Source organism: Streptomyces sp. NPDC006602 (assembly GCF_042870385.1).
Classification (GTDB): domain Bacteria; phylum Actinomycetota; class Actinomycetes; order Streptomycetales; family Streptomycetaceae; genus Streptomyces.
Genome location: NZ_JBIAHG010000022.1, coordinates 81,514 through 107,411 on the forward strand (window position 1 = coordinate 81,514; position 25,898 = coordinate 107,411).

Sequence of the window (25,898 nt, forward strand, 5' to 3'; positions counted from 1 at the left end):
TGCTGAGACTGAGATCAGGTAGGAGCATGCACCCATGACGAACGAGGAGATCCGGCCCGCCACGGCAGCCGACGTGCCCGCTGTGAAAGCCGTCACCGACGCCGCGTACCACCACTACATCGAGCGCATCGGGAGACTGCCGAAGCCCATGGAGGCGGACCACGCGGCGAACGTGGCCGAGGGGAAGGTGTTCGTGACGGGGGAGCCAGTGATCGGGCTGGTGGTGCTCGAGGAGTACGAGGACCACCTGTACCTGGACAACATCGCCGTCCACCCCGACGCGCGCGGACAGGGCGTGGGGGGACGGCTGCTGCGTTTCGTGGAGGCACGCGCGCGTGCGCTGCGTCTCCCCGAGGTCAGGCTCTACACGAACGCGATGATGTGGGAGAACCAGAAGATCTACCCGAAGTACGGGTACGAGGTCGTGGGGCGGCACGTCGACGGGCCGTACGACCGCATTCACTACCGAAAGCGGCTGGACTGAGGGAGCTTGTGCCCCTCACCCGTCCGGCCACCATGTGCGTGCGATGTCCTTGCGGATCTCCGGACGTCCCGAGGGGCGCTCGTCGGCCTCCTCGCGGACCTGGCGGGAGTCCGTCTTCTTCAGGGGCTTCTGCACGGTCATACGGCGCATGGCTGCCTCCTTCGAGGTCTACCGAGTTCCGCGTTCTCACGGAGGTAGACCCGTTCAGGGAGAGTTCCTCATCGGTTGCCGTTCTGTCAGTGGCGGCTGTCACGATTCGACTGTCAGTGGCGGGTGTCACTCTTGGGCGCATGACGAACGAGAGTGACGGCACGACCTCGGCGGATGTCGACTGGGACGCACAGGCAGCCACCTTCGACGACGAGCCCGACCACGGCCTGCGCGACCAAAGAGTGCGCCACGCCTGGGCCGGGCGGCTGCGCGACTGGCTGCCCGAGCGCCGCTGCGACGTCCTCGACCTCGGCTGCGGCACCGGAAGCCTGTCGCTCCTCGCGGCCGAACAGGGACACCCGTCACCGGCGTGGACAGCTCCCCGGCCATGGTCGACCTGGCGCGCGCCAAGCTGGCCGGCCGTGACGCCGTGTTCCTCGTCGGTGACGCCTCGGAGCCGCCCGTGGGCGAGGAGCGCTTCGACGTCGTGCTCGTACGGCACGTGCTGTGGGCGCTGCCCGACCCCGGCCGCGCCCTGCGGCACTGGCGGGAGCTGCTGCGTCCGGAAGGGCGGCTGGTGCTGGTCGAGGGCGTGTGGGGGACGGCCAGCCCGGTGGGCATACCCGCCGACCGGCTCACCGCACTCCTCGCGCCGCTCGCCGGGCAGGTGCGCATGGACCGGTTGTCGGACGACGCGCTGCTGTGGGGGCGGGACGTGGCGGACGAGCGCTATGCGGTGGTGGCGGTGGTCGGCTGAGAGCGGGTCACATGAGGAGAGTGCCGAGGGCGGGTCACGCGAGGAGAGTGTCGAAGTCGCCCGCTCGCGCCAGCGACTCCAACTCGTCGAGGGCGGCCACGGCGGCGGCCGCGGCAGCCGGATCCCGGTCCGCCAGACCGCTCTGCGCGAACTCGTCCTCGTCCAGGCGGATCACGTCCGTTCCGTCGGCGGAGAGCCACAGGTCGAGGTCGAGATCCTCCACGACGACTTCGGCGCCGGACCGGGTGGCCGGGCGGGCGACGTCGCAGTACCAGCCCTTCAGCGCGCCCGTGGAGTCGCGGACCTCCTTCACCGAGTACCAGCGGTCCCGCCAGTAGTACTCGGTGAAGACGTCGCCGGGCTCGAAGCGGACGAAGCCGAAGTCGCGGACGCTCCCGCCGGCCCAGGGGGCGCGGACGGCGAGCCGCGTGCCGTCGTCGTCGAGGAGTTCGGCCTCGTAACGGATCTTCGTACGGCCCGCCTTGACGAGGACGACCTCCAGGAGCAGCGAGGACTCAGCCGAGTTCGCGGACATACCGCACCTCCGTAGCGCAGATTTCGTACCCGAACCACTTGTTGATCGCGATCATCGGGCTGTTGCCGGTGTCGTTGCCCGTGAACGCCTCCGTGAATCCGGCCGCGCGGGCGCGGTGCAGGGAGTCGTTCTTGGCGAGCTTGGCCAGGCCCTGGCCGCGGAAGGCCCGGGCGGTGCCGGTCATGACGGTGCCGTAACGGGTGCCGCCGTCCGTGCGGGCCATGCTGAAGGCGGCGGGGCGGCCGTCGGCCACGGCGACCGAGGTCAGCTCGGGGCTGAAGAGAGGGTGGCGCCAGGTCTCCTCCAGCCAGGCCTCGTAGTCGGTGAACTCGTAGGCGATGTCGCTCGGTTCGTCCGACATCGTCTCCGAGTCCAGCTCGAACAGCGGGCGCGGATCGGTTGCGAAGTCGGCGCCCGTGCGGAGTTCGACGCCTGGCGGAACGGACTGGAGCGGCGGCAGGGTGCCGTTCGCCAGGTCCAGGCGGAGGAAGTGCGCGGAGCGGCTTTCGCGGTAGCCGTGCCGCTCGGCGAAGGCGCGGTTGCCCGGCTCGTCCAGGACCCAGGCGAAGAGCTTGGCCGCGCCCCGGGCTGCCAGGTGCTCCTCGGCGGCGCGGACCAGCAGCGAGCCGGCGCCGCGGCGCGTCCGGCCCGGGTGCACATAGACGTTGACATAGCCGAGGCCGGGCTCCGGACTGTCGTGGACGATCCCGACCTGGGCCGTGCCGATCACCTCGCCGTCCTCCTCCGCGACCAGGGGCCGGTAGTGGGCCTCGGGGCGGGCGTGAGCGAGGTCGTAGGCGAGGGAGTCCGGGGTGACGAGGAAGAAGGGAAGCGCGAGATGGCGGACGCGGGCGAAACCCTCGACGTCGGCTCGGACCTCGGGAGCGAGGTCGCGCACGATCACAGTCATGTACGCGCACGCTACGGGGGAGATGCACCGCGGTGCCTCTCATTTTCGGGCGGGTGCGGGACAATCACCCCGTGACCTTGAAGATCCACATCGATGACAGCGCCCCGCCGTACGAGCAGGTGCGGGCGCAGATCTCCGAGCAGGCGCGGTCGGGAGTGCTGCCGGTCGGGTACCGGCTGCCCACCGTGCGAGGGCTTGCCGAGTCGCTCGGCCTCGCCGCGAACACGGTCGCCAAGGCATACCGGGCGCTGGAGGCGGACGGGGTGATCGAGACGCGGGGGCGCAACGGAACGTATGTCGCTGCCGCGGGCTCGGCGGCGGAACGGGAAGCCGCGCTGGCTGCGCAGGCGTACGTCGAGCGGGTGCGACGGCTCGGGTTGAACGAGGATGCGGCGCTTGTCGCGGTGCGGGATGCTCTGCGGGCGGCTTACGGGGAGGGTTGAGCCGGCTTCGGCACCTCCCCCACTTGCGGCGGAGGGGAAAGAGGAACCAGCGGCGCAGCGGAGTTTCAGGTCCGCTCGAGGTGTTCCGGGACGCGGGTGACCTCCAAGCCCTCCGCCCGTGCCGCCCTCGCGAAGGTCATCGCGTCCTCCACTGCCGCGCCCGTCGGGTCGTTGTTGAAGTACGCGTACACGTCCTGCCTGTCGGACCACGACTCCGCGATCCGCTCGGCCCAGGTCTTCAGGGACTGTCGGCCGTAGTGCGGCCACGCGCGGGCGCGGCCCACGTGGAAGCGGACGTAGCCCCAGTCGGCGGTGCGCCAGAGCGGGGTCGCCGGGCGGGAGCGCACGTCGGCCCAGCACAGGGCCGCTCCTCGCGCCTCCAGCACCTCGCGCACCTCGTCCGTCCACCACGAGTCGTGGCGTGGTTCGACCGCCACCCTCGTGCCCGCCGGGAAGCAGGACAGGCAGGCATCCAGCAGCCCCGCGTCCGCACGCAGTGTCGGTGGCAGTTGGAGCAGGACCGGGCCCAGGTGGTCGCCCAGGCCGGCCGCGTGGCTCATCAGGCGCTGCACCGGCTCCTCGGGGTCCCGCAGCCGCTTGATGTGGGTCAGATAGCGGCTGGCCTTGACCGCGACGACGAAGTCCGGCGGGGTGCGCTCCCGCCAGGCCTCGAAGGTCTCCCGGGTCGGCAGCCGGTAGAAGGCGTTGTTGATCTCGACCGTCGCGAAGCGCGTCGCGTACTCCTCCAGCCACAGCCGGGTGGGGCACCCGGCGGGGTAGAGGACGCCCCGCCAGTCCTTGTACTGCCACCCCGACGTGCCGACGAACAGGGTCATACCCTCATCAAACCACTACAGGTACAGGCCCGCGTCCGCCCCCGTCCGCGGGTCCGGCACCGACGTCGGCGAGGTCCCCCGGCGCAGCGCGTACAGCTCCGCCAGCGTCGCGCCCTCGCGGCTCACGCCCTCCTCGGTGCCCAGCCAGTTCACTGCCTCCCGGCGGGTCAGCGGACCCACCTCGATGCGGGCCAGACAGCGGCCGGGCCGGACCACTGCCGGGTGCAGGCGCTCCAGGTCCTCGTTGGTGGTGACGCCGACCAGGACGTTGCGGCCCTGGCCGAGCAGACCGTCGGTCAGGTTGAGCAGCCGCGACAGGGCCTGGCCCGCCGTGTGCTTCGCCTCCCCGCGGATCAGTTCGTCGCAGTCCTCGAGCAGGAGCAGCCGCCAGCGGCCCTTGCCCGCGGCGTCCTCCTCGCCGATCGCGATGTCCATCAGGTAGCCGACGTCGGAGAAGAGGCGCTCCGGGTCCAGGACGCAGTCCACCTGGCACCAGTCCCGCCAGGAACGCGCCAGCGTCCGCAGCGCCGACGTCTTGCCGGTGCCCGGCGGGCCGTGCAGGAGCAGCAGCCGGCCCGCGATGTCCTTGGGGGTCGTCTTCATCACGCGGTCCATCGCGTCCGCGACCGGTGCCGTGTAGTTGCCCCGCACCTCGTCCCAGGTACCCGCGGAGATCTGCCGGGTGGTGCGGTGCGGGCCGCGCCGCGGAGAGACGTACCAAAAGCCCATGGTCACGTTCTCCGGCTGCGGCTCCGGTTCGTCCGCCGCGCCGTCCGTGGCCTGGTCGAGGACCTTCTCGGCCAGCTCGGGGCTGGTCGCCGTCACGGTGACGTCGGCGCCGCGGTTCCACCGGGAGATCAGCAGCGTCCAACCGTCTCCCTCGGCGAGCGTCGCGCTGCGGTCGTCGTCGCGGGCGACGCGCAGCACCCGGGCGCCCGCGGGCAGCAGCGTGGCCCCGGACCGGACGCGGTCGATGTTGGCCGCGTGCGAGTACGGCTGCTCGCCCGTCGCGAAGCGGCCGAGGAACAGCGCGTCGACGACGTCGGACGGAGAGTCGCTGTCGTCGACGTTGAGCCGGATCGGCAGAGCGTCGTGTGGGTTTGCAGACATGCCGCCATGATCGGGCACCAAGGCGCCCGTCGCACCGGATTTCCGCAGCCCGTCCCGGTATTCCCGGACCTGTGCGCCCGCTCGGGTGCCCTTCGGCCGGGGTTCGGGGTCGTCCCAGGGAAGGTGCGGCACGGCTGTGTGCCCACGACATCTGCCACACGCGCCGCCGATCCGGCTACCGTTGCCCCTGATGGGACGTCATGGGTGGAATTCGGGGGTGGTGCGGTGGCGGCTCACCGCGCTGCTCGGTGTCGGCGTGGCCGCTCTGGCCCTGGTGGTGACCCTCCTCAACACGCTGCCCGGGGGCTCGGGCACCGAGGGCACCTCGCGCGACGGCGACAAGGTGCACGGCACGCCCACCGCTACGCCGGACGCGACCCGGCCGGACGTGGGCTGGGGCTTCACCCACACCCAGTTCAGCGCCGACGAGGGCGGTGCCGCCGCCGTCGAGCGTGTCGAGGGCCGGCTGTCCGCGGACGGCGGCCTGCCGCAGATCCAGCACCTGATGGGCTGGGGCGCCGACAACCCCGAGCCGGTGAAGGGGCGTTACGACTTCGAGGCGATGGACCTGCGCGTCGACTTCATGCGCGCGTCCGGCGGCACGCCCGTCATCACCCTGTGCTGCGCCCCCGACTGGATGAAGGGCGGCAAGGCGGGTGTCGACAACACCGACTGGAGCCAGTCCGCCCTCGAGACCGCCCCCGACCGTGAGCACTACCAGGACTTCGCCGATTTGGCCGCGACCGTCGCCAAGCGGTATCCGGACGTACGCCACTTCATCGTCTGGAACGAGTTCAAGGGCTTCTGGAACGACGCCGAGGCCCGCTGGGACCACGAGGGGTACACCGAGTTCTACAACCTGGTCTACCAGGCGCTGAAGAAGGTCGACCAGGACATCATGGTCGGCGGACCTTACTTGGTCATGGACAGTCTCGACCCGAGGTCGCACGAAGCCTCCGCGACCTTCAAGGGCCCCTGGGGCGCCATGGACCAGCGGGTCCTGAACGCCTTCGAGTACTGGAACAAGCACAAGGCGGGCGCCGAGTTCGTGGTCGTGGACGGGTCGAGCTACACGCAGGACGACGAGTTGCTGCCCGACGAGTTCGCGGCCACCGACAAGTTCACCGCGGTGGGCGACTGGGTGCGGGCGCGGACCGGTGATCTGCCGCTGTGGTGGGCCGAGTACTACGTCGAGCCGGCCGACGGCAACGACGAGCGCGAAGGCTGGTCCGAGACCCGCCGCGTCGCCGTCCAGGCCGCCGGGATGATCGCCATGGTCAAGGGCGGCGCCTCCTCCGGCTTCTACTGGAACCCGGAGAAGGAGAAGGGCACCGACTGCCCCGGCTGCCTGTGGACCCCCACCCACAGCCGCAGCGGCGGCGAGAAGCTGCCCATGTACGACCTGGTCTCGCGCTTCAGCCGCGAGTTCCCGCCGGACACCGCCTACCGGACGGTGCCGGTCGACTCGCCCGACGTCCGCGTCCTGGCGACCGACGAGGTGATCCTGGTCGTCAACACCCTCGACCGCTCGACCAGCGCGAAGATCGACGGCAAGAGGGTCGGGATGCAGGCGTACGAGGTGAAGTGGCTCGACCGAAAAGCCGGCTGAACCACCTCACCACGTCACTTCATGGTCAGGAACCGCTGCACCAACGCGGCCAGGAACACCGCCAGCAACGGCAGTGAGAACCAGAAGCTGCTCTGCAGCCACCGCAGTTGCCGCACACTCGGCCGCACGGCGACCCGTACGACCTCGCGAGCCGACAGCAGCACGATCAGCGCCAGTGCCGCGAGCGCCCCGACGACCGACCACGGCGTCCACGTCACCTGCGGCCCGATCGGACCCGGGTCCGCGGCCGGGACCTTGCCCTCGGGCTGCTTCGCCAGCGCGTACATCGTCACGTCGTCGTTGACGAAGACCTTCTTCAGTTCCTTCCGCGCGTCCAGGTTCTTGATCAGCCGCGGCTCCCAGCCGGCCGAATAGCCCACGTCCAGCCGGAGATAGACCACCTGACTGCGGTTGATCATCAGGTACGAGTTCGGGCCCGCGTCCTTGAGCGCCTTGACCAGGCCGGACACCAGCACCGGGTCGGTCGGCGCGAGCGTGGGCAGGTACTCGACCTTCTCCATGTCCCTCGAGCCCCATGGCAGCGACGGCGTCACCACGTTCACCGTGTCGTTGCTCAGCCACAGCAGACGTGCCGTCGGATCGTCGTGCGCGTACACGTACTCCATGGCGGCGATCTCGCCCGGCAGGGTCCGCTCGAAGGGCTCGTTGCCCCACCGGGCCACCAGGAAGCCGCCGATAAGCATCAGGCCCGCCATCAGCGCGGCCACCGGGGCGAGGCTCACCCGGTCCTTGTCACGCTCCTTGGCCGTGACGCCGGTGCGCGGGAATAGGGCGAGTCCGGCCAGCAGGGCCGCGCCCGGCAGGGCGAACATGAAGACCCGCAGGGCCATCTCACCGCCGTACGACTGCATGCCGAAGCCGAGGAACGGCACGAAGGTGAGGACCAGCAGCGACCGCTCGCGGTACTTGTTCTCGCGCCGCCGGTACCAGCCGTAGCAGGCGAAGGCCATCACACCGCCGGCGAGCAGCACGCGCGCGTACAGGACGAGTTTGTGGGTCGAACTGCCGCCCTCGATACGGCCGGACACCGACGACGACACATTGCCGCCGACCCCGCCGACCCCGCCGAACATCTCGTTGAAGTGTCCTGACCAGTACGGCTCGGCCATGAAGCCCACCCAGACGGTCACCAGGACGCCGAACAGAACGGGTAGCCCACGCAGTTCGCTGCGGCCGACCAGGACGAGCACCGTCAGCACGCCCAGCATCACGAACGGGGTGAGCTGGTGGGCCGGGACGCTCGCCGCGAACAGGCCGATCACCACCATCAGCAGCACGGCACGCTGCCGCCGGTCCGTCGGCTCGACCTCGATCTCGCCGGGGCGCCGCTTGGTCCAGATCACGCCCGGTGCCCGGAACCAGACGAGCAGGATCGCCACGAAGACCAGGTAGAGGAGATACGTGAAGCCCTGCGGGGAGAAGTAGTCCTGGCCGACCCAGCCGCTGAGCACGAAGATCCAGATGCCGGTCCACTTGGCCCGCCAGCTCGCCCGCATCGAGCGCACGAGCAGGAACATCGGCGCCAGGTAGAGGAGTTGGATTGCCAGCGGCCACCAGCGGATGACCTCGGTGAAATCGTCGACCCCGCAGGCCTTCAGCACGAAGGCGGCGGCCGCGAAGAAGCCCGGCCAGCTCCAGCGCGCGTCCAGGTCGGGCACCGCGGACCCGGTCCGGTCGATGTAGTCGAGGAAGCCGAGGTGCTGCCAGGCGGTCGCGAAGCGGGGCTCGGTCTCGATCACGGCGGGCAGCGCGTGCAGCGAGACCACAGTCGCCAGCAGCGTGACCAGCAGCAGCGCCCGGTGCTCGCGGCCCAGCCACAGCAGCGAGGCGAAGACCACGACCAGCAGCCCGGCGCCGAGCAGCGTGGCCTTCGGCAGCACGGAGATCAGCCCGAGCCCGCCCATCCGGTCCAGGTCGGCCTCGCCGAGCCGCACCGCGGGCACCCAGTACAACAGGAGCGCGGCGGTCAGCAGACACCCGAGGACCACACCGACACGGGTGGGCAGCAGACTCGCCCGCCACGACAGCGGCTGCGCTTCGGGCTCCGGTGCCTCTTCCCCCACGACCTCTTGTCCGACCTCTTGCACGGCCTCTTCTACGTCCGCCTCCCGCTCCTCGAACGGCGCGTCCACCTCCGCCTCGAGAGGCCCCGACGACGCCTCAAAGCCAGGTTCCCGCGCCTCGACCGGCAGCCCCAGCTCGCGCTTGCGCGCCCAGGTGGGCCGGTGGTCCTCGGGCACCACGGGCGTGCCCGTGGGCGGGGTGCCGGGACCCGGCCGTACGTCGGGCCGGCGTTCCAGGTGGTCGAAGTCGACGTGGATGCCCAGGGCGAGGGTGTCCTGGTCGAGCCCCCAGCCGGGCCCGCGCTTGTGCGGCGCCGGGGCGGGGACCTCGCGCGCCCCCAGGTCGGCGAGGTCCCCGTCGGGTGCCGCGCCGTCGGCGACGGCGGCGTCCGACGCACCCCGGACGATCTTGTACAGCCTGGGTGCGGCGAGTGCGACGATGACCGCGAGGGCCGAGATCTCCGCGACGCCCGCGCCGGTCAGCCCCATGCGGGGGAGCAGCAGCAGCGTCAGGCCGAGCACCAGGAGGCACAGCAGGCCCTGCAGCCAGGCGAGTCCGGCGGTGCGGCTCTGCGCGCGCAGCACCGCGAAGTACGTCTCCATGACGACCCGCAGGAGCCCGCCGACCGCGAACCAGCGCAACAGCGGGGTGGCCGCGTCCGCGTAGCCCGCGCCGAAGACGCCGAGGATCCACGGCGCCCCGAAGAACAGCACCCCGGCCACCGGCAGCATGATCCGCGCCATCCGCTTCAGCGCGGCCCGGGTGTTGGAGGCCAGCCGCCGCGGGTCGTGCGAGCCCTCGACGGTCAGGGAGGCGCCCATGTTGATGGCGAGCAGGTTGACCGTGCCGCCGATGGTGGCGGTGATGTAGAAGTACGCGTTGTCCTCGGAGCTGACCTGCGAGGCGATGATCACCGGGATCAGGTAGACCACGGCGAGCGAGAACAGCGAGCCGGTGTAGTCACCGGCCAGGAACCGCCCGATCTCCTTCCAGGAGGGCGGATGCGCGTGCTCCGGGGTGGCCTTCACCTGCCGGGGCACCAGGCGCCGGAACACCAGCCAGCCCAGCGGCAGCACGGAGAAGGCGATCGCCGCGACCCACGACACGAACACGCCGCTCGTCGGGACGGCCACCGCGAACGCGACCAGCAGCCCCAGCTTCACCGCGGAGAACACGGTGTTGCCGACCGGCACCCACAGCGCGCTGCGCAGCCCGGTCAGCACCCCGTCCTGCAGCGTGAGCAGGTTCCAGGCGACGATGGCCACGACGAAGCCGAGCCCGTTGACCGGCCCGTTCAGGAAGCGGTACGACGGACCCCACATGTCCAGCGTCAGCAGGAAGACACCCGCGGCCAGCGCCACGACCACCGAACTGCCCGCGTACGTGCGGAGGATCAGCCGCCCGGTGGCCCGGCCCGCGACCGGTATGAAGCGGGCCAGCGCCCCGGTCAGGGTCACCGCGGTCAGACCCGCCAGGAGCTTCATCGCGGCGATCGCGGCGGAGCCCTGGCCGACCGCCGCCTCGGAGTAGTAGCGGGCCGCGGCCAGCCAGAACCCGAGGCCGAGCACCGCGGAGATGCCGGTGTTGAGCATCAGGGCGTAGGCGTTGCGGAACAGCGGGCTGCCCCCCGGCGACCGGCCCAGCCCGGGCAGCCGGAGCCGGCGCCCCGACTGCTCGGGCGCCCCGGTCGCGGGCGAGGTGTCCTCGGTCGTGGTCGTGGTGGTGTCAGACACGGGAACGGATGGCCTTCCGGCGGACCTGACGTGCTCTGCGGACCAGGGCGTACCCCTTGGTGAGGGCACGGTCCTTGGCGAAGTTCCGGGCGATCGCACGGCCCTCGACGAGCCGCTCGAACTCCTCGACGCCCGTGCTGCGGCGCACGGTGACCCGTTGCAGGGCGTACGGCCCCTGGCGGCGGCGCGCGAGGCTGTTGCCGACGGCGAGCGCCTGGCCGTACCCCGTCTCCCGCACCGCCTGCCGCACCCGGCGGCTGGAGTAGCCGTACGGGTAGGCGAAGGAGGCCGGGACGGTGCCGAGTTCGTCGGTGACGATCTCCTTGCAGTGGATCAGCTCGTGGCGCAGCGCGGCGTCGTCGAGCTGGTCCAGCTGCGGGTGGGTGTGGCTGTGCCCGCCGATCTCCACGTCCGCCGCGGCGAGCTCGCGCACCTGGTCCCAGTCGAGCATGGTGTCGAGGCTGCCGCCGGTGTCGTGCGGACCGCGGATCCAGCCGGTGGAGACGAACACCGTGGCGGCGAAGCCGTGCTTGGCGAGGACGGGCAGGGCGTGCCGGTGCACGCCCTCGTAGCCGTCGTCGAAGGTGATCAGGACGGGTCGCGCGGGCAGCGGTCGGCCACCGCGCCAGCGGGCGGCCAGATCGGCGGTGGTGACCGGGGTCAGTCCCAGGTCACCGATGAGCGCCATCTGGGCCGCGAAGCCTTCGGGTGTGACCGACAGTTCGCGAGTGGCCTCGTTCGGGTCGGTGGCGATCGCGTGGTACATGAGGATCGGCACGGGTGCCTCAGTCATGTCTTCCCCCCTCGCTGTCCGACAGCCGAGCCACCGAGAAGGTTGCCCCGCCCCGGCGCGCCCGGACACTTCCCACCACGTACCCGCCCGCCGCCGTGAGCACCCCGGCCACGATCGCGCCCGCCCGGCCCGCACCGCCCGGCCGGGCCAGCAGGGCGTCCCGCAGCCCGCGCGCCACCCCGGCCGGCAGGACCCGGGTGGCGTACCGGCGCTCCGACTCCAGCCCCTTGTCGGCGCCGACACTTCGCGCCACCAGGGCCTTCGACAGACCCTCGGCGTACGCGCGCGTGCGGAAGTACCCGAAGTGCTCGCGCGCTTCGGGCACCCGGTGGTGGATCACCGCCCGGTCGTCGATCAGGAGGACGGCGTCCGGCCGGGCCCGGGTGAGGCGGATGCACAGCTCCGTCTCCTCGCAGCCCAGCGGCCGTTTGTCGCCGTCGCGTCCGATGCCGGTGGCGAAGCCGCCCGCCGCGTCGAAGGCGCTGCGCCGGAAGGACGCGTTGCCGCCGAGCACGTTGCGCACCTTCACCAGGCCGGGCGGCAGCCCCTTGTACGTGCAGCCCACCACCCAGTCGAACTCCGCGGGGAACCAGTCCGGCCGGCGCCCCGACGCCCAGATCGGCTCCGTACGACCGCCCACGGCCATCACCCGCGGATCGGCGTACGCCGCGGCGAAGTGCGCGAGCCAGTCCCGCTCGGCGACGGCGTCGTCGTCGAGGAAGGCGATGACCTCACCGCGTGCGGCGGCGATGCCGGTGTTACGGCCGGCGGACAGGCCGCGGGGACCCGCGTTGGCGAGCACCCGCACCACCGTGCCTGCTGCGGACTCCTTGTACTCCTTGTACTCCTTGGTGAGCCGGTCCAGGAGCGCCGCGTTGTGGTCGACGACCAGCAGGGTCTCCAGGGCCGGCCGGGACTGCGCCCGCACCGAGGAGACCGCCGCGAGGATGTCCTCCCAGCGGTCCTCGGTGTAGACGCAGATCACGACGGAGATGTCGGGACCGCTCAAGACACGTCTCCCCGGACCGGGTCGACCATCGGGGACTGGTGCGTTCGGCTGCGCAGCGCACGCCGGTTGGAGCGCTCCCGCAGGATCACCTTGAGCACCCTGATCCCGTCCCGCACGGCTCGCAGGTTGCTCGTGCCGTGGATACGGAGGTACTCGTGGCTGGGTATCTCCTGCACCTTGAGCCCTGCCTTGACGACCCGGATGTTCATCAGGGTCTCGACCTCGAAACCGGTGCAGTCGAGGTCGATCTTGTCGAGGCAGTGCCGCCAGAAGGCGTTGTAGCCGTAGCAGAGATCCGTGTAGCGGGCGCCGAACTTGCGGTTCACGGCCGTGCACAGCGCCCAGTTGCCGAGCTTGCGGATGAAGGTCATGTCGTCGGTGCCGCCGCCGTTGGCGAAACGGGACCCCTTGGCGAAGTCCGCGCCCGACACGAGGGCGGAGACGTACGACACGATCTCGTTGCCGTCGGCCGAGCCGTCGGCGTCGACCATCACGATGATGTCGCCGCTGCAGGCGTTGAACCCGGTGATCAGGGCGTCGCCCTTGCCCTTGCCGCGCTGTTCGACGACCTTGACGTCCGGCCACAGCTCCCGGGCGACCTCGACGGTGTTGTCGGTGGAGTTGCCGTCCACCAGGACCACTTCGTGGATCCAGTCCGGAAGGGTCTTGAAGACGTAGGGGAGATTCTCCGCCTCATTCATGGCGGGAATCACCACGCTCACCGGCGGCGCGATGGCCAGGTGAGAGGAGATCGGTCGGTAATGGCTGGCTACTAAGGCGTCCTGGCCCGATGTGGCCGGTCGCAGATCGAAGCTCATGAGTCTGGTCCCTCTCGTCCGGTGGACCGCCCGCCCCTGGGCGGCCCGCTCTGTGTCCGGTTCGAAAGGGGGGTTTCTCACGCACGGCGCCACGGAATGGAACTCCGTACCCGCCGGGTGAGCTGGCAAAGCTGGCCGGCCCCCGAAATCGGTTGCCGACCGCGCGGCACGACTCGGTCACAAGTACGGTCACCGAGCACGGCACCCCCCTACCGCGCCCCGCGCCGGGCCATCGCGGTCCTTGAGCCCTCCCCTGGAGCCGCGTAGTGATGGACCGATGCGGGTGAGATGTACGACGGTATTGACGATTGAACCCGTATGGCAAGACCTATAACGAGGCCTCACGTTTTTGTTGGTTTGACCGTTACCGACGGGACGAACGGAACTTTCCCGCCCGTTTGAGCAGTCTGTCGGCCGGCTCGAACAGTTCCGGCCGGGACACCACCGCGTTGCGCAGTGCCCGTACGGGGGCCCGGCGGACGCGATGTCCGACCGCGACCGGGTGACGCCTGGTCACCCACCCCTCCGACACGTGCAGCTCACGCGTCTTCAGGGAGTCCTTGTACTCCTTCTGGCCCCGCCCCAGATCGAGATAGGCGATGCCGTCGGCGGCGGCCGCCTCGGCCATCCGCAGATGCAGCACCAGGCCGGGGGAGTATTTCGAGAACGCCGGGTCGTACGCCGGGAACCAGCATGCCAGCACCCGCTCGGTGCGCAGCCCGAAGTGCGCGGCGATCGGCTTGCCGTCCGCGTACAGCACGGACAGGATCCCCGCGAACGACTCGGAACGGGTGTGGAACAGGTGCTGCACGAGCTGGGTGATCCAGTCGTGCGCGAAGCGGTCGCTGCGCCCGGTCCTGCGGTACTGCGCGGACTTCCAGTTCATCAGGGTGCGCAGGGCGGCCGGATCGCGTTCGTCGTGCACGTACGTCACCTCGCCCACGTCCCGGCTCAGCCTGCGCTCCTTGGCCAGTGTGGTGCGGGTGAACTTCGGTGACTGCTGGCGGAGCTGGGTCAGATAGGCCTCGTAGCCCTGGTCCACGTCCATCACCGGCGACGGGAAGGTGCCCGTTGCCCCGGCCTCGAACGCGCTCTGCCCCTCCACCAGGTGGTCGAACTCCCACAGGGCGAGTCCACAGGCCCGCAGCAGCTCCCGGGCGTCCCAGGTGAAGCCGGGCCGGTGCACCACGCCCTGCGCGTCGGAGACGCCGAGCCCGATCGCCCGGCCGATGCCACTGGCGGTCCGCTGGTACGGGAAGAACGCGGCGACGTCGCCGGCCTCCCGCGCCACCGCGATCCGTACCCCGCGCCGGTACCTGCCCACCGCGAGCGTGAACTCGGGGGACAGGAACGGGTTCGCCAGCTCCGGCGAGCCGAGCAGATGGGCCTTGGACTGCATCGCCGTCCACGCCGTCCGCTCGGCCGAGCTCAGCTCGCCGGTACGGTACACGCTGATGTCCACGTCAGACGCCCTGCCTTGTCGTCGTACGGCCACGCGGCCGTCGTAGCAGAACCAGGAGAAGAAGAACACAGCTGATCGCGGTCACGGCGACGATCCCGCCGCGCACCGACCAGACGTGCAGGGCCAGCATGCCCTGGGCGACCAGCATGTCGACGACGACCGAGCCCGCGAGCGCGGCGATGGTCCGGCCGAACGGTTCGAGGCCGCGCAGCGCGGCGGCGATGGCCGCGGCAGGTGCCGCGAGCAGGAAGAACAGCGTGAGCGGTCCGCGCAGGGGTGAGTCCGAGCCGGCGAGTGCGAGGACCGCGCCGAACCCCCCGACGGCCGTCCCGGCACCCGCGAGCAGCGGCGCCAGGTCCCTCCCCGGTCCTGGTCGCGCCCCCTCGGCGCCGTCCGCCGACGCTGTTGAAGATGTCTTGCCACGTATGGTCTGCATTGGCGACTTTGCCCCCCGAAGCGCCGGATGCCGGGCTTCAATGTCGCGCAGTCGCGCGGGGGCCGTCAAGATGCCGAAACCCTCGGCACGGGCGGAATCGGATTCGGTGCACGCGTTCCCCGAAGGCGACCTGCGCCTCCGGGGAACGGCCGTTCAGATCAAGCGAGTTGCTGTGACGGGGCTCACGGCACGATCTTCAGCAGCCGGTTCGGGGAGCCGGTGCCCGCGCTCGTGACCTTGCCGGTGGTCGAGCCGTTGACGAGCGCGGTGGCGACCTGGGCCGGGGTGGACGAGGTGTGGTTCGCCAGGTAGACCGCGGCGGCGCCCGCGACGTGCGGTGTCGCCATCGACGTACCGGAGATGGTGTTCGTCGCGGTGTCGCTCGTGTTCCAGCCCGCCGTGATGGAGGAGCCGGGAGCGAAGATGTCCAGGACCGAACCGTAGTTCGAGTAGCTGGCCTTGGCGTCGGTGCTGGTGGTGGCGCCGACCGTGATCGCCGAGGCGACGCGGGCCGGGGAGTACGAGGAGGCGTTGGCGCTGCTGTTGCCGGCCGCGACGGCGTAGGTCACGCCGCTCGCGATGGAGTTGGCGACCGCCGTGTCCAGCGTGGTGGAGGCGCCGCCGCCGAGCGACATGTTGGCGACCGAGGGGCCCGAGTGGTTGTCGGTCACCCAGTTGATGCCCGCGATCACGCCGGCGGTAGTGCCGGAGCCGGCGTTGTCGAGCACGCGGACCGCCACGATCTTCGCCTTCTTGGCGACGCCGTAGGTCGAGCCCGCGATGGTGGTGGCCACATGGGTGCCGTGGCCGTTGCCGTCGGAGGCGGTGGTGTCGCCGTCGACCGCGTCGTAGCCGTACGAGGCACGGCCGCTGATCTGGGAGTGGGTGATCCGCACGCCGGTGTCGATGACGTACGCCGTCACACCGCTGCCGCCGGTGTCCGGGTAGGTGTACGTGCCGGACAGCGGCAGCGAGGTCTGGTCGATGCGGTCCAGGCCCCAGGGGGCGCTGGACTGCGTGGTGTCGGTGAGCTGGACGCGCTGGTTCTGCTCGACGACGGCCACCGACGGGTCGGCGGCGAGTCTCTTGGCCTCGGTGGCGGAGAGGGTGGCGGTGTAGCCGTTCAGCGCGGCGCCGAACGTCTTCTTCACCGAGCCGCCGTACTCCTTGATCAGGCTCTTGCCCGCGCCGGAGGACGCCTTGAAGCCGGCGTCCTTCTTGAGCGTGACGATGTAGCTGTCCTTGATCGCCGTGGGGGATCCGGCGGCCAGGACCTTGCCCTCGGCCGGGGCGGCCTGGGCGGGGAGGGTGGTGAGTCCGCCCACGAGGGCGGCGGTCGCCAGGCTGGTTATCGCGGCGAGCCGGACCTTGTTGCTACGCAGTTGTGCCATTCGAGGGAGTCCTCCTCATAGGCGACGCGTGCCTGGGTGGGGCGCGCGTCCGTGGGGGGTGCGCGCGTCGTCGCACGCACGGCCGTGGAGCGTCGCGTTCCGCCCCATGGCTGAGTAAAGAATCAGTGGTCTACGGGTGTAGATCAAGGGACTTGAGGCTCTGTCACATGTTTGTCATGGACGCGTAATTGAACGTGTCATGAACGCGCCTGAAAAGTCTTGGCATGGACACTTCCCGTCAACACGCGTAGTTGGTACGACGGTTGTGGCAGAGATCCTGCTAAAGGGAGGTTCCATGAGACGTTCCCGATTTGCCGCTTACGTCGGCTCGCTCCTCCTCGCCACCGTCACCGCCCTCACCGGGGCCACGACCGCGCAGGCATCCCAACTCGCCGCCCCCGGCGGCTATGTGGCCCTCGGCGACTCCTACTCCTCCGGGGTGGGCGCCGGCAGCTACCTCTCCGCGAGCGGCGACTGCAAGCGCAGCACGAAGGCCTATCCGTACCTCTGGGCCGCCGCCCATTCACCCTCGTCGTTCGACTTCACCGCCTGCTCGGGCGCCCGAACGGGTGATGTTCTGGCGAGTCAACTCACCCCGCTCAACGCCGCAACCGCCCTCGTCTCGATCAGCGTCGGGGGCAACGACGCCGGTTTCGCCGACGTCATGACGACCTGTGTGCTCCAGTCCGACAGCGCCTGCCTCTCCCGGATCGACACCGCGAAGGCGTACGTCGACTCGACGCTCCCCGGCAAGCTCGACAGCGTCTACTCGGCGATCCGCTCCAAGGCGCCGAGTGCCCGTGTGGTCGTGCTCGGTTACCCCCGCTTCTACAAGCTCGGCTCCACCTGCGTCGGCCTCTCCGAGACCAAGCGGAAGGCGATCAACGGCGCGGCCGACTATCTCGACACCGCGATCGCCAAGCGCGCCGCGCACTTCGGCTACGTCTTCGGCGACGTCCGCACCACCTTCACCGGCCACGAGATCTGCTCCGGCAACTCCTGGCTGCACAGCCTCAACTGGCTCAACGTCGGCGAGTCGTACCACCCCACGGCGGCCGGCCAGTCCGGCGGCTACCTGCCGGTGCTCAACGGTCTGGCCTAGGGCCTGACCGTCACGAGGAAGGCGAAGCGGAAGCGGAGGCCCCGTCCGACGGGGTCTCCGTCACGCAGGTCAGTGAGAACGGCACCGAGTTGGACGTCGTCTCCACCGGAGAGCGGACCTCGACACTGATCTCGTTCTCGAGGCTGCCGTTCTCGTCGTTCGTCGTCACGAACGCCGTGTCCTGCTTGGTCAGGCCGCCACCCTCCGGGAACGAGAGGGTCTTCCACCCCTGATCCATGATCTGGCCGTCCTTCGACACCCAGCGATACGTCACCTCCGACGGCAGGCTGCCCACCGTGAGCGTCGCGGTGAAGGCGGGCGCCTCGCCCTGCGGGGGCGGGCAGATGCCGGTGTACTCCGTGTGCGAACCGGCCAGCGTGACCTTCACCGACGGGGGCGGGGCGGCCGTCGTGGGGCTGCTGCTCGGGCTCGGGCTCGGACTCGGGGAGCGGCTCGGCTCGGCCGTGTCACTCCGGTCGGGATCGCTCACCGACGGCGAACCAAGACCGGATGTCTCACTCTTGGGGCCGCCGGCCTCATCGCCGTCGTCGCGGTTGAGCAGCGCGTAAGTCAGTCCGGCGATCGCCAGCGCGAGGGCGGCGAGGCCGGCGATCAGAACGAGGGCGGCGCGGCGGTTGCGGCGGGGCTGTTCGGCCGTGGTGGTCGTGCCGGGTCGTGTCCAGGGCGGCGGAACCGGTGCCGTCGGCGGTGACTGGTCGTGGGTGGGCTGGTGCGTCGGCTGGTACGGCGGCTGCTGGTGTGCGGCGATCGTCGGGGCGTAGGGGAAGGCCTGCACGGCGTCCTCGCCGAGTGTGCCCCCGGCGCCGATCACCCGCAGATCCTGCTCGGCCCGGTCGGCGGGCAGCCGCTCGGCCGGGTCCTTGCGCAACAGCCCCTCGATCACGGGGGCGAGCGGACCGGCTCGGTGCGGCGGCGGCAGCTCCTCGTCGACGATCGCGCGCAGGGTACTGAGCGGGGTGTCCTGCCGGAAGGGCGAGTTGCCCTCGACCGCCGCGTACAGCAGCACGCCGAGCGACCACAGGTCGGACTCCGGGCCGGGCTTGCGGCCCAGCGCCCGCTCCGGTGCCAGGAACTCGGGTGAGCCGATGACCTCGCCGGTCATCGTCAGCGCGGAGCTGCCCTCGACCATGGCGATGCCGAAGTCGGTGAGCACCACGCGTCCGTCGTTCGACATCAGGACGTTGGCCGGCTTCACGTCCCGGTGCAGCACCCCGGCCTCGTGCGCGGCCCGCAGCGCGGACAGCACCTCGGCGCCGACGTGTGCCGCACGCTGCGGGGAGAGCGGGCCCTCCGCCTCCAGGAGCTCGGCCAGCGAGATGCCGCGGACCAGCTCCATGACGATCCAGGGACGGTGGTCCTGGGTGGCCACGTCGTACACCGTGACCACGTTGCGGTTGGAGATCCGGGCCGCCGCCCACGCCTCCCGCTCCAGCCGCGCGTACATCCGCTCGATGTCAGCGCCCGGCAGTCCGGAGGGCGCGCGTACCTCCTTGACGGCGACCTCGCGGTTGAGCAACTCGTCGCGGGCGCGCCACACCGTCCCCATGCCGCCCTCGCCGAGCGGGGACAGCAGACGGTAGCGGCCCGCGATCAGACGTTCACTGCCCGATTCTTCGGACACGGGCGCCCCCTCTTCGCATCCGCGAGATTTCTCCCCAAAAGTAGCTCAGCCGAGTGCGGATGCCGCCCCCTTGAGCACCAGTCCGGCCCCAAGGGCCACGACGACGAGCGCGGACCCCAGGGGCAGGACCCGGCGGACCAGGGCCGTCAGCGGGCTGCTCGTCCAGCGCGGGCGTTTGTCCAGCACCCGGGTCACTCCGGTACCCAGCTTGACGACGGCGAAGCCGGCCGCGGTGAGGGTGAGGGCGAGCCCGACGCCGTACGCCACGACGAGCACCAGCCCGAACCATGCCTGCCCGAGCGCCGCCGCACCGACGAGCACGACGACGGCGGACGGACTCGGCACGAGGCCGCCGGCGAAGCCGAGAAGGATCGTGCCGCGGAGGGTGGGGGCGGTGGCGTGGGTGTGGGTGAAGCCGCCGTGGGTGTGTTCGACGGTGTGGGGGTGGGCGTGGGGATGGCCGCCCTCGTGATCGGGGTGGGGATGGGGATGGGGGTGCGGGTGGTCGTGCGTGTGGCGGGTGGGACTGGCCTGGCTGTGGGCGCCGACCAGGACCGGGGTGCGGTCATGGGCGTGCTCGCCGTCGTGCGGGTGCGGGTGCGGGTGCGGGTGTCCGTGATCGTGTGGCTGGTCGTGGTCGTGGTCGTGATCGTGGTCGTGCGGGTGGGCGTGTCCGCGTGCCTGCGGCCGGTTTCGCCAGGCCCGTCGTAGCAGGGTCGCGCCCGCCACCGTCACCAGGACCCCGCTCGCGATGCCCAGCCAGGCGATCACCGAGGGGGCCGCCGCCGAGCCGGCCGTGACGAGGAGGCCGAGGGCGACCACGCCGAGGGTGTGGGTGACCGTCACCGAGGCGGCGAGGGGCAGGACGTCCTTCATGCGGGCCCGCCCGCCCCGTGCCGCGGCCACGGCCGCCATCAGGGTCTTGCCGTGGCCCGGCGCCAGGGCGTGCAGCGCGCCGAGGGCGACCGCGACGAGCATGGCGAGCGCGGCGAAACCGACGGTGAGGTCGTGGCGGGCGACCAGGGAGTCCAGGGCCCGGGTCCAGCGGTCGGCGCCGCGCGGCAGGACGGAGGCGGCGGGCGCGTCCGCCTGCTCCTCGGCGAGGGCCGGGCCGCCGGGGCGTACGCGCAGGGCGGCGGTGGTGGTGTCGGCCGGGGAGGAGAGCAACTCCCGGGGGTACTCGGTCAGTTCGCGGGACAGCGACTTCGTCGGTACGTCCGACTCCGTGAGCGTCGTGCGGTCGCCGCGCGCGGTGATCTCCCGCCAGCCGGGGCCGGAGTCCGTGGCCGAGCTGCGGAAGCCGAGGGTGACCGTGTCGTCCTCGGGGAGCGGCGCCGTGAGGCGGCACTCCACGCGCAGGGTGTCGAGGCCGGCCTGGCCGGGCCGCACGCGCGCGTGGCTGCTTTCCGCGGTGAGGGCGACCGTACGCCCGTCGACGGTGGCCCGGCTGTCGTCGGCGGCCCGCGCACACCGCTGCCGGGCCCACTCGGTCATCCCCAGCTTCTCGATGTCCGGTCCGGCCTGCGTCGCCGGGATCTCGGCGAGGTCCTCGACGTGGTCGACGCGCAGTTCGCCGGGGGCGGTGACGAGACCGTCGTAGTGGTTGACGGTGAAGTTGCCGAGGGGATGGGCGGCGGCGGTTGCCGAAGGCACGAGCACCAGCGCGCAGGCCGCCGTGAGGACGGCCGCGGCGGGGGCGAGGACGCGACGGACGCGACGGACGCGACGAGGGGGCCGGGGCTTCACTTGGTGGCCTCCAGCGTCTTACGGGCCTCACGGGCGCCCAGGGGCGAGAAGCCGGGGTTGAGGTCCAGGGCCGCCTTCAGGTGGGTGCGAGCGTCCTTCTCGTTGCCCGTCGCGTGTTCGATCACGCCGCGGTGGTAGAGGAAGGCGGCGTTGCGGTAGCCGGTGGCCGTCGCCCGGCGGGCGTACGGGAGGGCCTCCTCGTCGCGGCCGTTGACGTGCAGGGCCCAGGCGAGGGCGTCCGCGGTGTGCACGGTGTGGCGGCGGGCCCATTCGGCGCGGGCCGCGCGCAGGGCCTCGGCCTGGTCGCCGTGGTCGGCGGCGGCGAGCGCGGTGTCGAGGTCGGCGTTGACGCCGCCGGCACGGGCGAGTGCCGTCCAGGCGTCCACGAGGGCGTACTGGTCGCCGGCCTTCGCCCGGTCGCCGTCGGCGCCGCGGGCCTCGTACAGCTCGCCGAGTTCGACGAGCGGTCCGGGCAGTGGGTAGCGGGCCACCACGGCCTCCATGCCCTTGATCGCGGTGGCGCGGTCGCCGTTCGCGGCCTGGGTGCGGGCGCGGCCCTCCAGGGCGGGCAGGTAGGTGTCGTCGGCGGCGAGGGCGCGGGCGTAGTGGTTCAGGGCACTCACGTACTCGCCCTGGTTCCATGCGAGTTGGCCGAGCGCGGTGGCCACGTACGCCACGTCTCCGGGGGTGGTGGCGGAGGCGAGCGCCTGCTCCAGCACCCGGCGCGCGGTGCTCACGTCGCCGCGCAGCTCGTGCACGTACGCGTACCGCGTGAAGACGGGGATGCCCGGTCGGCGTGTGTCCGCGAGGTCGGCGGCCTTCGACGCGTCGTCGTAGCGGCCCAGTTCGACGAGCGCGTCGATACGGGAGGACAGGGCGCGCTCGCTGTAGGGATTCTGCTCCAGGGCCTGGTCGGCGTACGTCAGCGCGTCCGCGAACTCGTGGCGGGCCGCGGCGAGGGCGGCGCGGCCGGTGAGAGCCTGGACATTGTCCGGCTCCAGGCCGAGGGAGCGCTTCAGGGCCCGCTCGGCCTGCGGATAGCGGGACGGGTCGCCCTTGGTCCTGGCCTGCTCGACATAGGCGAGACCAAGAGTGGCCCAGCCGCCGAAGTCCCGTGGCTGCGAGCGCAGGTGACCCTGCAGCGCGGTGATGCTCGCGTCGAGGTCACCGCCGGTGAGCAGTTCGGGCGACAGGGCAGCGGGTGCGGAAGCGACCGCCGCCGATCCGCCGTCCCGCACGGCACCGACCGCGATGGAACCGGCGGTGAACGCGATGGCCAACAGCACCGCACTGCCGGCGAGTCGAGCAGTCCGCCAGCGCCGCCCGGCATCCCCGACCCGCCGCACGGCGGCGACACGCTGGTCGACGGAGGCGGACCCGTCGGAACCGACCCCACCCACGGTCTTCGCGCCCGCCCCGGGGACGCCGGGATCCGCATCGCCTTCCGGGGCGGGGGACTCCGGGGCGGCTTGGGCTTTTGGCGCGTCGTCCGTCCCTGGCCGAGGCCCGCCCTCCGGCGCGGGGGCCTCCGGCGCGGCTCGGGTGCCGGGCTGGGGGCCGGTCGGCGCGGCTTCCGGCTCCGGCCCGGGTGCGGTCCCCGGCCGGGCCGCTTCCACGTCGTCCGGTGCGCTGTCGTTCGTACGCCGGGACATGCCCTCTCCTCGGTCGGCTCGGTGTGAAGGAAGCTGCGGCGCGGCCCGCGCCGTGGGGGATGGTGGGTGCGGGCCGCGCCAGTCGGTGGAGAGTACGGATCAGTACGCCCGGCCCCTCATCCGGCGCCACCACATGAGGGCCGTGCCGATCAGGAGGATTCCGGCCGCGCCGGCGCCCGCGGAGGCGGCGATCAGTGTGGTGTCGTCGGAACCGCCCGCACCGGCCGGCTGAAGCGCGTCGCCGATCTGGCTGCGGACGTCGTTGCCGTCGGTCGTGCCCTTGGCGAGCGGGCCGCGGGAACCCTCGGTCGGGAGGGCGACGTACGGGAAGGCCTGCTCGAAGTCCTTGTCGTTCTTGTCGACGGCGTCGCCCAGGTCGTTCTTGGCGCCGAGCAGTTCACCCTCGACGACCTGGAGCGAGGCGTCGATCACGTCGTCGCTGAGGCGGCGTCCGTTCGGGAAGCCCGCGTTGTCGCCGTCGAGGACGCCGAGGCGCTTGGGCTCGTGCGTCGGCTTGATCGAGGTGTTCAGGCGCAGTTCCTCCGCGGCGCGCACGTGCGGCGGCTGGTTGAGGCCCTTCACGCCCTTGAGGAAGACGTCGACGAGGTCGTTGCGCGGCTCGTCGGGCGCGTCGATCTTGTAGATCGCCTCGATGAGCTTCGGCAGCTCCGGGTTGGTCACGTTCTTGAGGAACTGGCCGTCGTCCCAGGGCGCGGACGCGTTGAACTTGTCCTTGTCCTTGATCGGGTTGACGACCTCGTTGACCAACGGCATACCGAGTCGCGAGACCTGGGAGTAGTAGCCCTGCGCGTTCTTGCGCTGGGTCGTCGACCAGATGCCGACGATCGGCTGCTCCGCCGACTCGGTGAGCATGTGGGTCGGGACCTGGAGGGCGATGGAGTTGACGTTGTAGCCCTTGAGCGTGTCGTTGCCGACCTCGGTGAGGTTCCCGCCGTACAGCAGGTCGAAGACGCGCAGGTCCAGGAAGAACGGGTCGTCGGCCTGGCCGGCGAACGTCGTCGAGCCGCCGGGCAGCTCGTGCACCGCCTGGTCGCGCAGCTTGGCGTAGTCCGGCATGGACGCCTTGCCGACGTTCGACGGCGCCACCGGCACGTCGTCGGCGACCTTCGTCTTCGACACCAGACGCTGGTGCTTCAGCTTTATCAGCTCGATGTCGTACGTCTGCGTGATGTTGAGGTCCGGGTCGTCGAGGCTCTCGACCGGCCCGGTGTTGTACAGGAACGTCTTCTTGTTCTTGACGTGCGTCTTGAAGGTGAAGCGGTACAGCAGTTCGCCCTGCGCGTCACCGTTGTTGTCGATGTGGAGGTCGTACTGCGCGTCCTCGGCGAACGGGAAGAAGTTCGGACCGCCGGCCGGCTCCTCGAAGGGGATCCAGTTCGCCACGATCGTCGTCGTGTCGGGCTTGTCCGGGCTGACGAACGCGTACACGTCCGTGTTGTCGTACTGGGGCTGCCCCGAGATCAGCGGGGCCTCCCGGTGGCTGGAGGCGGCGGCCGCCCCCGGTTCCAGCGCGGTCACGCCGGCGGCTGCGAGCCCCCCGGCGGCCAGCGCGCCACATACGAGGGTCGCGAGGTGCTTGCGTCCCGCACCGCTCCTGGAGATAGGTGTCATGCCGTCCGTCCTCAGTCCCAACTTGCCTGACGCCGGGGATTCGGAGCGGGGGGCGGGCCGGATTGGTCGAATCTGAAAAGTCTTTTTCTGCCTGCTCGACCCGCGTTTTCGGCCCGCTGATCCGTAACCCCATCCGGAGGTGTGTTCGTTGCGAATACCGCGTGGGACGGGGCGGGCCGGGTGCGGCATGCGGAGAGGGGGAGCCGGGGTGGAGGCGGACGAACTGCTGGTGCTCGTGGCAGGCGGTGACCAGAAGGCGTTCGAGGAACTGTACGGACTGGTGTCCGGGCCCGTGTTCGGGCTCGTGAGACGGGTCGTACGGGATCCGGCGCAGTCGGAGGAGGTGTCGCAGGAAGTGTTGCTCGAACTCTGGCGGTCCGCCGGGCGGTTCGACCCGGGTCGGGGCAGCGCCCTGTCCTGGATCCTCACCCTCGCCCACCGCCGGGCCGTCGACCGGGTGCGCAGCGCCCGCGCGGCCGGCGAGCGCGAGCAGCGCGAGGCGAGGCGTTCCCACCACCCGGCCTTCGACCAGGTCACCGAGGAGGTGGAGGCCGGCCTCGAACGCGAGTGGGTGCGCCGCTGCCTGGACCGCCTCACGGCCCTGCAGCGCCAGTCCGTCACCCTCGCTTATTACGAGGGCTATACGTACCGTGAAGTGGCCGAGCGGCTCTCGTTGCCGCTCGGCACGGTGAAGACACGGATGCGTGACGGGCTGACCCGCATGCGCGACTGCCTGGGAGGTGTGGCGTGAGCCTCTTCCGCCGAGAGGACCTCCACTCCCTGGCCGCGCCCTACGCCCTGGACGCCCTCGAACCCGACGAGCGCCGCCGTTTCGAGAAGCACCTGAAGAAATGCGACAGCTGCGCCGCCGAAGTGCGCGCCCTGGCCGAGGACGCCGTCCGGCTCGCCTGGTCGGAGGCCGCTCCGCCGCCGGCCGCGATGCGTGAACGGGTTCTGGCCGCCGTACGCGCGACTCCCCAGGAGTCCGCCCGGCAGGACGTGACACGCGCGCGTACGCCCCAGTTGCCGCCGCACGTGTGGGGCATGCAGCCGCCGCCGCGCACTCGTGAGCGGCGGCGGACCCCCCTGTTCGTGCCCTTCGCGACGGCCACCGCCGCCGCGGCCCTCGTGGTCGCGTCCCTGTTCGCCGTCCAGGCGGGGCAGACGGAGGACCAGTTGAACGCCGAGCGGGCCCAGGCGCGTGAGATCGCCCACGTTCTCGCAGCTCCCGACGCGCGTGCGACGACGGGCCGGGACACCGAGGGCCGCAGTATCGGAGTGATCGCCTCCGCATCGGAGGGGAGCGCGGTCGTCACCCTGAGCGGATACGGCGACCTGCCGAGCGACCGCGTGCGCCAGCTGTGGCTCATGCGCCCCGACGCGCAACCGCGCTCCCTGGGCCTCTTCGACGACGACACGCCCTTGGTCGCGTCCGGTCTCGACACCTCCGCCACGTCACTCGCTGTGACCGTCGAGCCCGACGGCGGATCACCGCAGCCCACTACCCAGCCGGTTGTCCAACTCGCCCTGAAATCGGTTGGATTCGGAGAGTGATCGAAGAGG

22 protein-coding genes and 1 pseudogene are annotated in these 25,898 nt (G+C 71.1%); 7 read left to right on the forward strand and 16 right to left on the reverse strand.

What is annotated here, in order from left to right; all coding sequences use genetic code 11:
• Nucleotides 1-34: 34 nt before the first annotated feature.
• Nucleotides 35-484, forward strand: coding sequence for a GNAT family N-acetyltransferase (locus ACFYO2_RS36200; protein ID WP_388357911.1), 450 nt, complete (start codon nt 35-37; stop codon nt 482-484).
• Between the two features lie 15 nt (nt 485-499).
• Here the strand turns inward: ACFYO2_RS36200 and ACFYO2_RS36205 are convergent, their stop codons facing one another.
• Nucleotides 500-634, reverse strand: a complete 135-nt coding sequence (locus tag ACFYO2_RS36205; RefSeq protein ID WP_388357914.1) for a hypothetical protein — start codon at nt 632-634, stop codon at nt 500-502.
• Between the two features lie 140 nt (nt 635-774).
• On the opposite strand from ACFYO2_RS36205, the pseudogene ACFYO2_RS36210 reads away from it, so the two are divergent.
• Nucleotides 775-1,391: pseudogene (locus ACFYO2_RS36210) on the forward strand (class I SAM-dependent methyltransferase).
• Nucleotides 1,392-1,425: 34 nt separating this feature from the next.
• Here the strand turns inward: ACFYO2_RS36210 and ACFYO2_RS36215 are convergent.
• Together ACFYO2_RS36215 and ACFYO2_RS36220 are read right to left on the reverse strand one after the other, a co-directional pair.
• The gene (locus tag ACFYO2_RS36215) at nt 1,426-1,926 is read right to left on the reverse strand and encodes a DUF402 domain-containing protein (RefSeq protein ID WP_388357917.1); all 501 of its coding nucleotides are present in this window, start codon (nt 1,924-1,926) and stop codon (nt 1,426-1,428) included.
• On the reverse strand, nt 1,907-2,836 hold the full coding sequence (locus ACFYO2_RS36220; RefSeq protein WP_388357920.1) for a GNAT family N-acetyltransferase: 930 nt from the start codon (nt 2,834-2,836) through the stop codon (nt 1,907-1,909). The genes ACFYO2_RS36215 and ACFYO2_RS36220 overlap by 20 nt, the downstream gene beginning before the upstream one ends.
• 71 nt (nt 2,837-2,907) lie before the next feature.
• Here ACFYO2_RS36220 and ACFYO2_RS36225 point away from each other — a divergent pair, with 71 nt between their 5' ends.
• On the forward strand, nt 2,908-3,279 hold the full coding sequence (locus tag ACFYO2_RS36225) for a GntR family transcriptional regulator (RefSeq protein WP_388357923.1): 372 nt from the start codon (nt 2,908-2,910) through the stop codon (nt 3,277-3,279).
• Nucleotides 3,280-3,344: 65 nt separating this feature from the next.
• Here ACFYO2_RS36225 and ACFYO2_RS36230 read toward each other — a convergent pair whose 3' ends face one another.
• Nucleotides 3,345-4,115, reverse strand: a complete 771-nt coding sequence (locus tag ACFYO2_RS36230; protein ID WP_388357926.1) for a DUF72 domain-containing protein — start codon at nt 4,113-4,115, stop codon at nt 3,345-3,347.
• A gap of 15 nt (nt 4,116-4,130) precedes the next feature.
• A complete protein-coding gene (locus tag ACFYO2_RS36235) occupies nt 4,131-5,225 on the reverse strand; it encodes a DUF5925 domain-containing protein (protein ID WP_388357928.1) in 1,095 nt (364 codons plus the stop codon).
• Nucleotides 5,226-5,415: 190 nt separating this feature from the next.
• Between ACFYO2_RS36235 and ACFYO2_RS36240 the strand changes: the two genes are divergently transcribed.
• Nucleotides 5,416-6,834, forward strand: a complete 1,419-nt coding sequence (locus tag ACFYO2_RS36240) for a xylan 1,4-beta-xylosidase (RefSeq protein ID WP_388357930.1) — start codon at nt 5,416-5,418, stop codon at nt 6,832-6,834.
• 14 nt (nt 6,835-6,848) lie between these two features.
• Here ACFYO2_RS36240 and ACFYO2_RS36245 read toward each other — a convergent pair whose 3' ends face one another.
• The 7 genes from ACFYO2_RS36245 to ACFYO2_RS36275 all read right to left on the reverse strand — a co-directional run bounded on the left by ACFYO2_RS36245 (nt 6,849) and on the right by ACFYO2_RS36275 (nt 16,561).
• A complete protein-coding gene (locus ACFYO2_RS36245) occupies nt 6,849-10,652 on the reverse strand; it encodes a lipopolysaccharide biosynthesis protein (protein WP_388357933.1) in 3,804 nt (1,267 codons plus the stop codon).
• Nucleotides 10,645-11,445: a polysaccharide deacetylase family protein gene (locus tag ACFYO2_RS36250; RefSeq protein ID WP_388357936.1), complete on the reverse strand. Its 801-nt coding sequence runs from the start codon at nt 11,443-11,445 to the stop codon at nt 10,645-10,647. Before ACFYO2_RS36250 ends, ACFYO2_RS36245 begins: the two co-directional genes overlap by 8 nt.
• Nucleotides 11,438-12,454 carry a glycosyltransferase family 2 protein gene (locus tag ACFYO2_RS36255; protein ID WP_388357938.1) on the reverse strand — a complete coding sequence of 339 codons (1,017 nt, stop codon included), beginning with the start codon at nt 12,452-12,454 and terminating at the stop codon, nt 11,438-11,440. Before ACFYO2_RS36255 ends, ACFYO2_RS36250 begins: the two co-directional genes overlap by 8 nt.
• On the reverse strand, nt 12,451-13,272 hold the full coding sequence (locus tag ACFYO2_RS36260; protein WP_388357940.1) for a glycosyltransferase family 2 protein: 822 nt from the start codon (nt 13,270-13,272) through the stop codon (nt 12,451-12,453). The genes ACFYO2_RS36255 and ACFYO2_RS36260 overlap by 4 nt, the downstream gene beginning before the upstream one ends.
• A gap of 364 nt (nt 13,273-13,636) precedes the next feature.
• Complete coding sequence (locus tag ACFYO2_RS36265; protein WP_388357942.1) at nt 13,637-14,734, reverse strand: GNAT family N-acetyltransferase; 1,098 nt, start codon at nt 14,732-14,734, stop codon at nt 13,637-13,639.
• Nucleotide 14,735: 1 nt separating this feature from the next.
• The gene (locus ACFYO2_RS36270) at nt 14,736-15,170 is read right to left on the reverse strand and encodes a hypothetical protein (protein WP_388357945.1); all 435 of its coding nucleotides are present in this window, start codon (nt 15,168-15,170) and stop codon (nt 14,736-14,738) included.
• Nucleotides 15,171-15,352: 182 nt separating this feature from the next.
• A complete protein-coding gene (locus ACFYO2_RS36275) occupies nt 15,353-16,561 on the reverse strand; it encodes a S8 family peptidase (protein ID WP_388357948.1) in 1,209 nt (402 codons plus the stop codon).
• Nucleotides 16,562-16,856: 295 nt separating this feature from the next.
• On the opposite strand from ACFYO2_RS36275, the gene ACFYO2_RS36280 reads away from it, so the two are divergent.
• A complete protein-coding gene (locus ACFYO2_RS36280) occupies nt 16,857-17,663 on the forward strand; it encodes an SGNH/GDSL hydrolase family protein (RefSeq protein ID WP_388357950.1) in 807 nt (268 codons plus the stop codon).
• Nucleotides 17,664-17,673: 10 nt separating this feature from the next.
• Here the strand turns inward: ACFYO2_RS36280 and ACFYO2_RS36285 are convergent, their stop codons facing one another.
• The 4 genes from ACFYO2_RS36285 to ACFYO2_RS36300 form a co-directional block, all read right to left on the reverse strand.
• The gene (locus ACFYO2_RS36285; RefSeq protein WP_388357953.1) at nt 17,674-19,305 is read right to left on the reverse strand and encodes a serine/threonine-protein kinase; all 1,632 of its coding nucleotides are present in this window, start codon (nt 19,303-19,305) and stop codon (nt 17,674-17,676) included.
• A 45-nt stretch (nt 19,306-19,350) separates the two neighbouring features.
• Complete coding sequence (locus ACFYO2_RS36290) at nt 19,351-21,051, reverse strand: nickel transporter (RefSeq protein WP_388357956.1); 1,701 nt, start codon at nt 21,049-21,051, stop codon at nt 19,351-19,353.
• Nucleotides 21,048-22,703: a tetratricopeptide repeat protein gene (locus ACFYO2_RS36295; protein ID WP_388357958.1), complete on the reverse strand. Its 1,656-nt coding sequence runs from the start codon at nt 22,701-22,703 to the stop codon at nt 21,048-21,050. The genes ACFYO2_RS36290 and ACFYO2_RS36295 overlap by 4 nt, the downstream gene beginning before the upstream one ends.
• A 99-nt stretch (nt 22,704-22,802) precedes the next feature.
• Nucleotides 22,803-24,335: a DUF4331 domain-containing protein gene (locus ACFYO2_RS36300; protein WP_388357961.1), complete on the reverse strand. Its 1,533-nt coding sequence runs from the start codon at nt 24,333-24,335 to the stop codon at nt 22,803-22,805.
• 208 nt (nt 24,336-24,543) lie between these two features.
• On the opposite strand from ACFYO2_RS36300, the gene ACFYO2_RS36305 reads away from it, so the two are divergent.
• Nucleotides 24,544-25,086 carry a sigma-70 family RNA polymerase sigma factor gene (locus ACFYO2_RS36305; protein ID WP_388357963.1) on the forward strand — a complete coding sequence of 181 codons (543 nt, stop codon included), beginning with the start codon at nt 24,544-24,546 and terminating at the stop codon, nt 25,084-25,086.
• Entirely contained in the window at nt 25,083-25,889 is an 807-nt protein-coding gene (locus tag ACFYO2_RS36310; protein WP_388357965.1) for an anti-sigma factor domain-containing protein, read from the forward strand. The genes ACFYO2_RS36305 and ACFYO2_RS36310 overlap by 4 nt, the downstream gene beginning before the upstream one ends.
• Nucleotides 25,890-25,898 lie beyond the last annotated feature (9 nt).